The following is a 13873-nucleotide window of genomic DNA, read 5'->3' on the forward strand; positions in this document are numbered from 1 at the left end:
TTGAGGTATCAATTAATGATGATATATGGCTGTTGATACCCTTACCAAAACTACCTGCTACCATTGCGGAGACGATTGCAACAAGGCGATTGAATTTGACGAAAAAACCTTTTGCTGTAACGGATGTAAGCAGGTTTACAGCATACTATCAAACAACGGGTTATGTAATTACTATAATTACAACGACCATCCGGGCGCTAACCGCGCGCGCACCGATAAACGCTTCGGGTACCTGGATAACGAATCTATCATCAGTGAACTGATAGATTACTCGGACGATACCAAAACCATTGTAACCCTTTACATCCCATACATCCACTGCAGCTCGTGCATCTGGTTGCTTGAGCAGCTACATAAAATAAACCCTGCCATTTATTACAGCCGGGTTGATTTTATAAAAAAACAGGTAAACATCCGCTTTAATAAAAAAGAGGTGAGCTTGCGGCAGGTGGTAGAGCTGATGTCAGACATTGGTTATGAACCACTCATTAGCCTGCATGATATTGTGAAAGACCAGGTGGTTGGGCAAAAAGACAACCTGGTAAAAAAAATAGCAGTTGCCGGCTTTTGCTTTGGTAACGTAATGCTGCTTAGTTTCCCCGAGTATTTTGGCTTATCTGGTTATGAGCAAAATTTCAGGCAGTTTTTTGGCTGGTTAAATATATTGTTTGCTATACCGGTGCTGTTATACTCGGGCAGCGGCTATTTTGTATCGGCATGGCATAACCTGCGCAATAAAGTTTTAAATATCGATTTCCCGCTAGCTCTGGGTATCGCGGTGTTATTTATACGCACCGTAGCCGAAATATTAACGCATACAGGTGCCGGATTTGCCGATACCTTATGCGGATTGGTTTTCTTTTTACTGGTTGGAAAGTTTGTTCAGCAAAAAACCTATTACCATCTGTCTTTCGAACGCGATTATCGTTCATTCTTCCCGGTTGCTGTGCAGGTAATAGAGGGGGATAGAGAAAGCCCATTACCACTATCGGGGTTAAAGGTGGGGCAACGTGTACGGATTCGTCACAACGAGATCATACCGGCTGACGCCATATTGTTAAAGGGCGATGCCCGGATAGATTTTAGCTTTGTAACGGGCGAATCTATCCCTGTTAATAAAACACTTGGCGAAGTTATTTACGCAGGTGGCCGCCAAATGGGCGAGGCCATTGAACTTGATATAATAAAGCCCGTATCACAAAGTTACCTTACCCAACTGTGGAATAATGAGGCGTTTACCCGCCAACAGGATAACCGTATGCAAACTTTTAACGAGCGGGTTAGCAAATACTTTACCGTTATACTACTCATAATAGCTTTTGGCGCAATGGCTTATTGGCTGCCAACAGATGCACGCAGAGGGGTAGCTGCCTTTACTGCTGTACTTATAGTAGCCTGCCCGTGTGCATTAGCTTTAAGCACGCCCTTTACCATGTCGGCAGCGTTAGGGGTTTTAGATAGAAATTTGTTTTATCTTAAAAATACCGCGATTGTTGAACGTTTAGCGGCTATTGATACCATAGTACTCGATAAAACCGGCACCATTACCCTGGGTGGAAGGGCGGGGGTATTGGTGGATGCAAACCTTACAAATTATCAAAAGCAAATCATATACAGCGTTTGCAGTAATTCTGGCCACCCGCTAAGCAGGCAGATATGTGAGTTGTTTAATGATTACGAGCGGTTGCCGGTAGTATCGTACCGCGAGTACGCCGGGAAGGGTATAACGGCTTATGTAGCCGGTTACTTTGTTAGTATTGGCAGTAACAGGTTTGTGAATGTGCCGCGTGTAAAAGCAGAAGATAAAATAACAACCCGGGTGCATATACAATTTGATGAGCAATATGCGGGGTATATAAGCTTTGAACAGGCTTACCGTCCGGGTTTAAAAGAGATAACAGACCTGGCAGGAAAGTATAAGATCTATCTTTTATCGGGCGATAACGACCAGGAACGTAACGCGTTGCTACCGTACTTTAAAGATAGCGGCTATATGCAGTTCAATGCATCGCCTCAGCAAAAGCTCGATTTTATAAAATCATTACAACTGGCCGGGCGCAAGGTAATGATGATGGGCGATGGGCTTAATGATTCGGGCGCGCTTAAGCAAAGCGATTTAGGTGTGGCTGTTACCGATAATGTAAACAATTTTTCGCCGGGGAGCGATGCCATACTGGATGGCCGTTCGCTGAATAAGCTTCCCCAGTTCCTGCGGTTCTCTAAAAATACGGTAAGTATTATACACGCATCCTTCCTGATATCGGTTGTTTATAATCTCATTGGTTTAAGCTTTGCCGTTACAGGCATGCTATCGCCCATTATAGCCGCCATATTAATGCCGCTTAGCACGGCAACTATTATATCATTCACCAGTATTGCCACGCACCTGGCAGCAAAAAAAAGAGAATTATCATGAGCATTATTTATTTTTTAATTGGCTGCAGCATTATGCTCGCACTTGTTTTTTTAGGCGCTTTTTTTTGGGCGCAGCGCACCGGGCAAAATGACGATATGTACACCCCGGGCGTACGCATACTGCTTGATGATGAACCGCAGGAAGAAAAAAAGTGACCCGTGTCATTATTTAAGCAAACGCCCGTCATTCCGCCTGCTAACACACAAACCTAATTTTACACCATCCAAAAACAATATACACTGAACATTTATGCAACCCGAAAAATTTTACTACGATAATAAGATTGTACGCAATTTCGGTATAGCTACCGTAATCTGGGGCATCATCGGCATGACGGTGGGCCTCATTGTGGCTATACAGCTATTTCACCCGGCAGCAAACATGGGTAACCAATACACCACATTTGGGCGTATAAGGCCGCTGCATACCAACGCTGTTATTTTTGCTTTTGTAGGCAATGCCATTTTTATGGGCGTATATTATTCCCTGCAACGCCTGCTAAAAACACGTATGTTTAGCGATATTTTAAGCAGTATCCACTTTTGGGGCTGGCAGCTTATCATTGTATCGGCAGTAATTACCTTGCCTTTGGGGCTTACTACCTCGCATGAGTATGCCGAACTTGAATGGCCTATTGATATCGCTATAACGCTTATATGGGTTGTATTTGGTATCAATATGTTCGGTACCATATTTAAGCGCCGCGAACGGCATTTATATGTTGCCATATGGTTTTATATAGCCACGTTTGTAACCATTGCGGTATTGCATATCGTAAACTCTTTTGAACTTCCTATATCAGCTTTTAAAAGTTATTATGTATACGCAGGTGTGCAGGATGCCCTTGTGCAATGGTGGTACGGGCACAACGCAGTTGCGTTTTTCCTGACTACGCCTTACCTGGGTATGATGTATTACTTTTTACCCAAAATGGCAAACCGGCCTATATACTCTTATAAATTAAGTATCCTGCATTTCTGGGCCCTTATATTCATCTATATATGGGCAGGCCCTCACCATTTGTTGTATACCACATTGCCCGAGTGGGCGCAATCGTTAGGTGTGGCGTTTTCCGTTATGCTGATTGCACCAAGCTGGGGCGGGATGATCAACGGGTTGCTTACCCTGCGTGGCGCCTGGGATAAAGTACGCGATGATGTTGTGTTGAAATTTATGGTGGTTGGCTTAACCGCTTACGGTATGGCCACGTTTGAAGGGCCTTTGCTTTCACTTAAACAGGTAAACGCAATAGGGCACTTTACCGATTGGATAATTGCACACGTACACGTTGGCGCCTTAGGCTGGAATGGGTTTCTGACCTTTGCTATACTGTATTGGTTAATACCGCGCATTTATAAAACCGAATTGTACTCTAAAAAAATGGCAGCCTTTCACTTTTGGATTGGTACGCTGGGCATATTGTTTTATGCGGTGCCTATGTATTGGTCGGGCTTTACACAAGGGTTAATGCTGAAAGAGTTTAATGTCGAAGGCATGCTTAAATACCCTAACTTTTTAGAAACTACTATGCGCATATTACCTATGCACGTAATGCGCTCAATTGGTGGTGGCATGTATCTTTTAGGTGTAATTGTAATGGCCTATAACCTTTGCCGCACGGCGCTGAGAGGCAAGCTGGTTGCCAATGAAGCTGCCGAGGCTATGCCGCTTGAACCTGTTTACGTAAAACAAACCGGCGACCACTGGCACCGCTTGCTTGAGCGTAAACCTATTCAGTTAATGATTGTATCACTGCTGGTTATACTGGTGGGCACATTTGTTGAACTAATGCCAACGCTAACCATATCATCAAACATACCAACCATTGCCAGTGTAAAACCTTATACGCCGCTTGAGTTGCAGGGGAGGGATATTTATATCCGCGAGGGTTGCGTTAACTGCCACTCGCAAACGGTGCGGCCTTTCCGGTCAGAAACCGAGCGGTACGGAGAATACAGCAAGGCCGGCGAGTTTGTTTATGATCACCCGTTCCTTTGGGGCTCTAAACGTACCGGGCCCGATCTGCAGCGCGAGGGTGGCAAATATGGTAATGCCTGGCACTATAACCACCTGATGGACCCACGGCTGATGTCGCCGGGTAGCATTATGCCAAATTACGACTGGCTGCTTAACCAAACACTGGATACCACCACCACGGCATCAAAAATTAATGCCATGCGCAGCCTGGGTGTACCATACGCAATTGGGTACGATAAAATAGCTAACCGTGATCTTGATAAGCAGGCAAAAGCTATTGCCGATAACCTCGGTAAAGACCACATTAAAGTAAAAAGCGATAAAGAGATAGTAGCCATCATAGCCTATCTGCAACGCCTTGGTACCGATATTAAAGCAAACAAAACCGTATCATCTAATAAATAATATCATGTTTAAGCAGTTTACAGAACACATTACCGGCACACAACAATACCTGTTGTTTTCCCTAAGCATATTTATGGTCTTCTTCATCGTGGTAAGTGTATTACTTATCCGCCTTAAAAAGCAGCATGTAGAACACATGAGCGGAATGCCCTTAAACGATAACACATTGGAAACAGAAAAAAATATGCAGCCATGAAGCCTCTTAAAGCAATCTTACTATTTTTTATACTCCTGGCCGTACAACCTGTTTTAGCAGAGGATCAAAGCCTGACATCGGCCCAGTTAATGAACTATTGGGGCTATGGCGCAATTATGTTAATGCTGGTGCTTTTCCTGGTAGTGCTGCTTGTTTTATTGCGCACTTTTAAGGTGCTTACCATGGCCATAATGGGCCGTAAGGCCTATGTCGATATGTTGGCCGAAGAGAAGGCTTTAAAAATGAAGGATAAGAAACCAAAGGTGAATGTGGTTGAAAAACTTTTATCACTTAAGCCATTATCCGAAGAGAAATCAATCCTGATTGAGCACGATTACGACGGGATACAGGAGTTGGATAACCCAACGCCGGCCTGGTTTATGGTATTGTTTTATTCAACCATTGTATTTGCGGTAGCTTACCTTTTAATATACCATGTATTTGGTATAGGGCAATTGCAAAACGCCGAATATGCTACCGAGATGAATATAGCTGCAAAAGAACGCACCTTGTACCTGGCAAAGGCTGCAAACCGTGTAGATGAAAGCAACGTAAAGCTAAGTACAGACGCGGCAGTATTATCCGCCGGTGAGGCCGTGTTTAAACAAACATGCGCGCCATGCCACGGCGACCACGCGCAGGGTGTTGTTGGCCCCAACCTTACAGATGATTATTGGCTGCACGGGGGTAAAATAGGAGATATTTTTAAAACAATTAAGTACGGCATAACCGCTAAAGGGATGCCTACCTGGGAAAAACAGTTAACGCCCAAGCAAATTGCCGATGTATCCAGCTATATAAAATCATTACATGGCAGTAATCCCGCAAACGCTAAAGAAGCACAGGGAACAAAAGAGGTTGACGATGCGGCAGGTGCTCCAGAGAAAACCGCAATGGTTATTAAGAAATAAACATGTTTGTAAAAGATAATATTGACCAGCCTTTAACCGTAGAAAGCGGCAGCCGTAAATGGATGTATCCGCTTATTCGTAAAGGTAAGTTTTACCAATACCGTAGCTGGTTAAGTTACGCTTACCTGATTGTTTTTTTTGCAGGCCCGTTCATCAGGATAAACGGGCAGCCGCTATTGCTGTTGAATATATTGGAACGGCGGTTTGTAATACTTGGCCAGGTTTTCTGGCCGCAGGATTTTTTCTTGTTTGTATTGGCTATGCTTGCTTTTATAGTTTGTGTGGTGCTGTTTACCATAGCATTCGGCCGTATCTTTTGCGGATGGATCTGCCCGCAAACCATCTTCATGGAAATGGTTTTCCGCAAGGTAGAGATCTGGATAGAGGGCGATCATAAAAAAAGGAAACAACTTGATGCCGGGCCCTGGACAAAAGAAAAGATCAGCAAAAAAACCGTTAAGCATGTGCTGTTCCTTATTATTTCCTTCTTTATAGCCAATACATTTTTGGCTTATATTATTGGAAGCGAAAATTTATTAAAGATCATCACCGAACCGGTTAATATGCACTGGTCGGGCTTTTTTAGCATTTTAATATTTACCACTGTATTTTACCTTGTTTATAGCCAGGTACGCGAGTTGGTTTGTACCGTAATATGCCCTTATGGCCGTTTGCAGGGGGTACTAACAGATAGTCACACCTTAAATGTTGCTTATAACTATCCCCGCGGCGAACCCCGCGGGAAACTAACCCGCGGACCGGAAACCCCGAAAGGGGATTGTGTTGACTGTGGCTTATGTGTAGATGTTTGCCCTACAGGGATAGATATCAGGAAGGGGAACCAAATGGAATGCATCAACTGCACAGCCTGCATAGATGCATGCGATTACGTAATGGAAAAGATCAATAAACCGTTAAACCTCATCGGGTTTTATTCGGAAGAAATGATAGTTGGGAACAAACGCCCGTCTTTTACAGGGCGTATGGCAGGCTATAGTGCCATCATAATTATTTTGCTTGGTGCGCTCACCTGGTTTGTATTTCAGCGCAGCGATGTGGATGTTACGCTGTTACGTTCGGCTGGCATGCTTTACCAGGAGCAGGCGGGTGGGTATATCAGTAATGTTTACAATGCGGATATTATTAACAAGACCGATAAGCGACAAACCATCACCCTGGTTGCTGCCGACCCCGTAGTTAAAATTAAATACCTGCAAGCACCGGGCGCGCTCGAAAAAGAAGGATCTGCTAAAGCCGTATTCTTTTTAATGATACCGGCGGGTAGTATCCATAAAGCCAAAACGGATATAGCCATAAAAGTTATGCAGCAAAATAAAGTGCTTGCCACCATTAACACAACATTTATAGGTCCTGTAAACTAAAAGAGAATCATGAATTGGGGAAAAGGAATAATATTAGGGATGTGTTTATTTATGGCCTTCATAGTGGGGATGGTGGTGTTTATGTTTCGCCAGCCGGATGATTATGACAAGCGCTATTATGAAAAAGGCCTGGCCTTTGATGCCGATTATAAAAAAGAAAAACAGGTAATTATTGATAATGCCAAACCAGCCATCGGTTTAACTAAAACCCAGCTGCAGGTAAAATTTGCCACGCCGGTTAACGGTACAATAAATTTTGTAAGGCCATCTGACGGAAAGTTGGATAAGAAGATAGAATTACCGGGCACAGCAGCAGTAAATATACCGCTTTCCGGTTTGTTGGCGGGGCAATGGCAGCTTGTAATAGAGTGGACCGCAAATGGCCATGCATATTTATATAAGCAAGAGGTTTTGTTGCCATGAGTTTTAATGAAACAGCATTTTTAATAGGCTTATTTGGCAGTGTGCATTGCATAGGCATGTGCGGCCCGCTGGCCTTTGCCATACCCGTACAACCTAACCGTGGCTGGCTAATTATTATGGATAAGCTTATCTATAATTTGGGGCGCACGCTTAGTTATGCGCTGCTGGGGCTATTGGTAGGCTTGTTGGGTAAGCAGTTGTGGCTGTATGGTTTACAGCAAAGTGTAAGCATTATAAGTGGTGTTTTAATCATTATGGCAGCCACATCAAAACTGATGCGTAAACCACTTACACGCGGGCGCTTTACAAACAGGCTTTTACAGCCGGTAAATAATTTATTGGCATACGCGTTAAAGCAACGCTCGGGCCATTTAATAGTAGGCATACTAAATGGTTTTTTGCCATGCGGGTTTGTATATGTAGCACTTATTGGCGCGGTAAATACGCCATCGGTTTTTGGCGCGGTGCAGTATATGTTTTGGTTTGGTTTGGGCACCATACCGTTAATGCTGGCTGCTACTGCTGGCAGCGGCTTTATTAATATAGGCGTTCGCCGCAGGTTAAACAGGGCAGTACCTTACTTTATGCTCTGCCTGGGCGTTTGGTTTGTTTTAAGGGGGCTCGCACTTAATATTCCCTATTTAAGCCCCCAGATAAAAGCTGTACCTGCGGTTTGCAAATAGCCTCATTAACCGTAATTAAAAATGTGCCTACCATCACATTTTTGGCTGATAAGCATCATGGCAGGAGGATCCTGTTCTGGCCATATTTGCATCAGTAAGAAACAAAATCAATAACATTATGGCAACTCTTAAAACAATATCAACATCAAACTGGGCCACAGATACGCATACCAATACCCAACACACAACTTTAAAAGACAGATTTAACGCATTTGCCGATAGCCAGAAAGATCGCCATACTTTATGGTTTATGGTATCGCTGATATTTATGGGCGTAATGATATTGCCTGTACCCGCAGTGCTTATGTACTATTTTAATGCACCTATAATTGTACTTGGCGTAACCATGTTTTGCTTTTTTGCAAATATCATAGCCAACATGGGTGGCGAGGGCATCCGCACTACAATCTTCTTTTTCGCAGCCAGCGTACTTATTCACCTGGCTATGATATTAGCATTTGTTATTTAATATTTATACCCCTAATTAATTTGAAGCGGTTAACCACCGCTTTTTTTTATAATTCATAATTTTTATAAAATTATTATGCTTCACAAATTTCATATCCCTGTTCTGGGCCTTGGTTTTTCAATAGATACCCCTTTAAAAGTTGCCAGATACGGCATATCGTCGGTTGTTTCGGTGGTTGATGACGATTTGATAGAACGCATGCGCGAGTTTCACTGCCTGCAAAATGATATGTTGTACCACCCCATTGCTAAAACAGAACCTGATGCCCGGGCACGAAGGATAACTGCTTACCTGAACCTGTTAAACGAATTGGTGAATACGCAGTTTGATGACCTGCTGAGGCAGCCGTTTACCGGGGAAAATGATATAGACCAGTATTTTAACCTGTTGCCGGTTTCGTCGCCCATTAAACAGGGGTATGAACTGATGAATGAGTATCCTGAAGGCGAAAGCAAACAAATTTTTGGCCGCATCCTAAAAACAAGGATGCAAGTTGGCGCAATTGATGTAAACATTATGGCCAAAGTTGATAAGCTGAATTTTGACGCCAACGGCGATTATGCCGGCGACGAAAATTCTGACGCATTATCGGCCCTGCGTGCTTTTGCAATGAGCGACCTGGATTCGTCGGTTGTGTTATCGGCAGGGATGAACCCGCGCCTGTACAGCTATATAGAAAAGTTCGGGGATTTTTTCCCGGATAAAAACGGGCGCTTGAAAAAAAGGATCATATTAAAGGTGAGCGACTACCGATCGGCTTTTATACAGGCAAAATTTTTGGCCAAAAAAGGTTTATGGGTATCTGAGTTCAGGATCGAATCGGGCCTTAACTGTGGCGGCCATGCCTTTGCCACCGATGGTTTGTTACTTGGCCCAATACTGGAGGAGTTTAAATTAAAGCGCGGCGAGATGCAGGAGGAACTGTACGCGCTTTACCTGGGGACGTTATTGACCAAGGGACTGGTTTGCGATAAAATGCCTCCGCAACGTTTAAGCGTGCAAGGTGGAATAGGTACCGCCAATGAGAATGATTTTTTGATACAGCATTATCAACTGGATGCCACCGGCTGGGGCAGCCCTTTTTTATTGGTGCCCGAGGTTACCAATGTTGATGATGAAACGCTAATGCACCTGGCCGGCGCTACGCAGGATGATTTTTATTTGAGCAACTCATCACCGCTTGGTATTCTGTTCAATAATTTTAAAAATAGTTCGGCCGAGCGCCAGCGATTGCAAAGGATAGAACAGGGCAGGCCGGGCAGCCCCTGTACCAAAAAGTACTTGTGTACCAACACCGAATTTACCGAGCAACCCATTTGCACAGCATCACGTAAGTACCAGGCCTTAAAGATATTTGAACTGCAGGCGGCCGCAATAAACGATGACGAATACCAGGCAAGGTATGAAGCCATTACCGAGAAGGTATGCCTGTGCGAAGGTTTATGTGCGTCGGTATATATTAAGAATGGGTTGCTAAAACCTAAGGAGAGCACCGCCGTTACCATTTGCCCGGGGCCAAACCTGGCTTACTTTAAAAACATTTACTCGTTAGAGCAGATGGTTAAACATATTTATGGTGATGAAGATCTGTTGAAAAATACGAACAGGCCCAATATATTTATTAATGAGCTTAACCTGTACATAGATTATTTGAAGAAAGATATTGCCCTGTATGTTCAAACCCTGAACGAGAAAAAAGGCAAGTACCTTATTAAATTTAAAGAGCAGCTGCAGCAGGGTATTAATTACTATAAACAACTCATACCAAAGCTTACTAACGAAACACAAGCCTATATAGAAAATACCTATCGCGAACTAATACTATCTGAGCAACAACTTTCGTTACTTGATTTATAAAGATGTTACAGCATATTGGGCATAAACGTACTAACGCTCATAACATAAAACTTGCGGCACTACTCTCCCTAACTGCGGGGTTTGTAAACGCCGCGGGTTTTTTGTCGTTTATGGTGCTTACTACAAATGTAACCGGGCATGTTGCCTTGTTTGCAGAAAAGCTTGCCGGTGGCGATACACAATCGGCATTGGTGGTGGGGGCATGGATGCTGCTGTTTTTTGCAGGGGCGTTTGTATCCAGCATGATCATTAATATGGTTGGCCGCAACCAGCGTTATGCTTATACCTTACCTATTATTATTGAAATTATAATATTGGTTGTAGCCGGTAGTAACCTGCACTGGTTTGCTACAACAATTTCAAATAATAGGGTTGCTGCCGGTAGCCTGCTGTTTGCTATGGGTTTGCAAAACGCAATGGTATCTATTATATCAGGATCGGTGGTTCGTACCACACATTTAACCGGGATGTTTACAGACCTGGGCATTGAGCTGGCCGCCAGTTTGTACGGTAAAGGTACCGATAAGAAAAACGCTGTTTTATATGGTAAGATGTTTTTACGGCTGGTAATTATATTTTTCTTTTTCGCCGGATGCATTGCATCATCTTATATTTTCCACGCCCTGCATTACAAAACTTTTTACATACCGGCAGGGCTGCTGGTTTTTGGCATGTTGTTAGATATCTTCAGAATAAAAACCATTAAATTTTACAGGCGGGTAAAACACGCTTTAAACAGCCATGCTGAATAACTGCGTAGCAGGTTTATCTGCCCATAGCCTGGCATCAAGGGCCATACAAACATTACGTAAAAAGCGTTTGCCCAATGGTGTTACTGTAAGGCTGTGAGAGTCGAGTTCTACCAAACCATCGTCAGCTATGGCTTCCATACGTTCAAGCCCTTCCAACAAAGGGATACAAGGCTGCAGGTGATGGTTCCAGCTGGTGTTTCCCCGGCACATAATATTAAGGATGTGTTTACGGATAATAAGGTCATCAGGCGTTAAAAAATGCCCTTTAAATACAGGCAATTCGCCGGCATTCACTAACGCTGTATATTCCTCTACGTTTTTAACATTTTGCGCAAAAGCATACCAGGTATCGCTTATAGAAGAAACGCCCAGGCCAACCATTAACTGTGTATACTGATGGGTGTAACCCATAAAGTTGCGGTGTAGTTTACCTTCGCATCCGGCATTGTAAAGGCTATCTGTTGGCAGCGCGAAATGGTCCATGCCAATTTCATGATAACCTAAATTTGTAAAAAGGAGGCGCCCAAGCTCATACAAAGCTCTTTTGTTATTTGCGTCGGGCAAATCTTTTTCTGTAAACCTGCGTTGGCCGGGTTTTATCCATGGTACGTGGGCATAGCTGTAAAATGCTATTCTATCGGGCATTAGCTGGCTAACCAATGTAATGGTATCATGCAGGCCGGTTATAGTTTGCCTCGGGAGGCCATATATTAAATCAAAATTTATAGATGTATAACCAATGGCCCTTGCCTGCTCTGTTACGGTTTTAACCTGCTCAAAGCTTTGTATCCGGTTAATAATAAATTGTACATGCGGGTCAAAATCCTGTATACCCAGGCTTAACCTGCGGAACCCAAGCTGGTATAAAACCTTTAAGTGCTCTTCTGTTGTATTACCCGGGTGGGCTTCAAAACTGAATTCGGCCTCGGGGTGGATCTCAGAGCCGCTAAGTATCCCATCCACTAAAGCCTTTAAATGCTCCGGACTAAAAAAAGTGGGTGTACCGCCACCTAAATGCAGTTCGCGGATAACTGGTGTAGCTTTAAAAACCTTGCGGTACATAGCCCATTCCAATAATACAGCTTTGATGTAAGGCTGCTCAACCGTGTGGTTTTTGGTTATACGGGTATTGCAGCCGCAATAGGTGCACAAGCTTTCGCAAAAGGGCAGGTGTACATACAGGCTAATGCCGTTAGCGGTATTGGTTTCATCAAATGAGAATTTTACAGACTGTTCCCACGCTTTTTTATCAAATACATCCTTATCCCAATAGGGTACGGTGGGGTAGCTGGTATAACGCGGTGCTGCAACATTGTACTTATCTATTAAATATTGTGGTGCTTGCATTGGGGTATTAATTGGCTATTGGTTTAATAATACTTTCGGCCACACGGCAATTTTTAGCACAAACACATGAGTTGCCAACGCATTTATCCAGTTGCCACAGGTCAAGGTTTTTGATGGTTTGGTCGGCTATCTGCTGTAGTGCTTCTTTTGTTAAAAATGCCTGATGAGGGGTAATAATTACGTTGTTATGGGTCATTAGTTTTTGTAAAAGCCCGTCTTTCACAGCATCATGCTCATGATCTTCAAAGAACAATCCTTTTTCTTTTTCATAAACATCAAGGCCCAGGTAGCCTATCCGGCCAGCCTCCAGGGCATCTAATGCATCAACTGTATTTATTAAAGCGCCGCGTGATGTGTTTAAAAGCATTACCCCCGGTTTCATAAACGAAAGGGTTGTTTTATTGATAATATGCTTGGTGCTATCGGTAAGTGGTACGTGTAACGAAATAATATCCGACTGGGTAAGCAGGTCATCAAAGCTAACAGGCTCGATGATGTCATTGTACTCGGGGAATACTTCATCATAACCTATTACCCGGCAACCTAAACCTTTAAATATTTTGGCCACCGCCTGCCCGATATGCCCCAGGCCTAACAAGCCCACGGTTTTACCGTAAAAGTTAAAGCCCACCAACGTATCCAGTTTAAAATCAAAATGATGGCTATGCTCGTCGGCTTGTATAAGGTGCCGGCTTAAGGTAAGCGCAAGTGCCACGGTATGTTCGGCAATTGCCTGGGGAGAATAAGAAGGTACGTTTGCTAACTTTATGTTTCGGCTTGCAGCGGCAATTTTATCTATATGGTCTGTACCTACAGATCGTGTGGCAATATACTTTATGCCTAAGTCGGCAAGTTTATTTATTACAGGTGCCGATACATCATCATTTGTGAAAACTATAACAGCATCTTTCCCTTCGGCATAAGCCACAGTTTCCAAACTTAGTGGGTTCGAAATAAGGGTTATGTCGTGTTTTTTTTGATTGGCTAAAGCCAGGTACTCTTTCTCGTACGATTTAATGCTGTATGCTACCACTTTCATTTTACTTGGCGTATTT

13 protein-coding genes are annotated in these 13873 nt (G+C 43.5%); 11 read left to right on the forward strand and 2 right to left on the reverse strand.

Features of this window, described 5'->3' with window-relative positions; translation table 11 throughout:
• The first annotated feature begins 25 nt into the window (after positions 1–25).
• The 11 genes from IDJ75_RS03640 (at position 26) to IDJ75_RS03690 (ending at position 11471) form a co-directional block, all read left to right on the forward strand.
• The gene (locus tag IDJ75_RS03640; RefSeq protein ID WP_191174239.1) at positions 26–2416 is read left to right on the forward strand and encodes a heavy metal translocating P-type ATPase; all 2391 of its coding nucleotides are present in this window, start codon (positions 26–28) and stop codon (positions 2414–2416) included.
• Positions 2413–2571: a cbb3-type cytochrome oxidase assembly protein CcoS gene (gene ccoS, locus IDJ75_RS03645; protein ID WP_191174240.1), complete on the forward strand. Its 159-nt coding sequence runs from the start codon at positions 2413–2415 to the stop codon at positions 2569–2571. Before IDJ75_RS03640 ends, ccoS begins: the two co-directional genes overlap by 4 nt.
• Before the next feature lie 94 nt (positions 2572–2665).
• Positions 2666–4798, forward strand: a complete 2133-nt coding sequence (ccoN, locus tag IDJ75_RS03650; RefSeq protein ID WP_191174241.1) for a cytochrome-c oxidase, cbb3-type subunit I — start codon at positions 2666–2668, stop codon at positions 4796–4798.
• 4 nt (positions 4799–4802) lie between these two features.
• On the forward strand, positions 4803–4994 hold the full coding sequence (locus IDJ75_RS03655) for a hypothetical protein (RefSeq protein WP_191174242.1): 192 nt from the start codon (positions 4803–4805) through the stop codon (positions 4992–4994).
• Positions 4991–5905, forward strand: a complete 915-nt coding sequence (locus IDJ75_RS03660; protein ID WP_191174243.1) for a cbb3-type cytochrome c oxidase N-terminal domain-containing protein — start codon at positions 4991–4993, stop codon at positions 5903–5905. The genes IDJ75_RS03655 and IDJ75_RS03660 overlap by 4 nt, the downstream gene beginning before the upstream one ends.
• Before the next feature lie 2 nt (positions 5906–5907).
• The gene (ccoG, locus tag IDJ75_RS03665) at positions 5908–7287 is read left to right on the forward strand and encodes a cytochrome c oxidase accessory protein CcoG (RefSeq protein ID WP_191174244.1); all 1380 of its coding nucleotides are present in this window, start codon (positions 5908–5910) and stop codon (positions 7285–7287) included.
• A gap of 9 nt (positions 7288–7296) precedes the next feature.
• Positions 7297–7710, forward strand: a complete 414-nt coding sequence (locus IDJ75_RS03670) for a FixH family protein (RefSeq protein WP_224746468.1) — start codon at positions 7297–7299, stop codon at positions 7708–7710.
• Positions 7707–8393, forward strand: coding sequence for a sulfite exporter TauE/SafE family protein (locus tag IDJ75_RS03675; RefSeq protein WP_191174246.1), 687 nt, complete (start codon positions 7707–7709; stop codon positions 8391–8393). The genes IDJ75_RS03670 and IDJ75_RS03675 overlap by 4 nt, the downstream gene beginning before the upstream one ends.
• Before the next feature lie 118 nt (positions 8394–8511).
• Positions 8512–8862 carry a hypothetical protein gene (locus IDJ75_RS03680; RefSeq protein WP_191174247.1) on the forward strand — a complete coding sequence of 117 codons (351 nt, stop codon included), beginning with the start codon at positions 8512–8514 and terminating at the stop codon, positions 8860–8862.
• Between the two features lie 75 nt (positions 8863–8937).
• Complete coding sequence (locus IDJ75_RS03685) at positions 8938–10719, forward strand: hypothetical protein (RefSeq protein WP_191174248.1); 1782 nt, start codon at positions 8938–8940, stop codon at positions 10717–10719.
• Positions 10720–10721: 2 nt separating this feature from the next.
• Complete coding sequence (locus IDJ75_RS03690; RefSeq protein ID WP_191174249.1) at positions 10722–11471, forward strand: YoaK family protein; 750 nt, start codon at positions 10722–10724, stop codon at positions 11469–11471.
• On the opposite strand, the gene hemN is transcribed toward IDJ75_RS03690, so the two are convergent.
• Together hemN and IDJ75_RS03700 are read right to left on the reverse strand one after the other, a co-directional pair.
• Positions 11451–12818 (reverse strand): oxygen-independent coproporphyrinogen III oxidase, encoded by a 1368-nt coding sequence (hemN, locus tag IDJ75_RS03695; RefSeq protein WP_191174250.1) that lies wholly within the window; start codon positions 12816–12818, stop codon positions 11451–11453. The two genes, IDJ75_RS03690 and hemN, sit on opposite strands and share 21 nt — an antisense overlap.
• Before the next feature lie 7 nt (positions 12819–12825).
• Complete coding sequence (locus IDJ75_RS03700) at positions 12826–13857, reverse strand: 2-hydroxyacid dehydrogenase (RefSeq protein ID WP_191174251.1); 1032 nt, start codon at positions 13855–13857, stop codon at positions 12826–12828.
• Positions 13858–13873 lie beyond the last annotated feature (16 nt).

The sequence above is a fragment of the Mucilaginibacter rigui genome (genome assembly GCF_014773275.1).
Taxonomy (GTDB): Bacteria; Bacteroidota; Bacteroidia; order Sphingobacteriales; family Sphingobacteriaceae; genus Mucilaginibacter; species Mucilaginibacter rigui_A.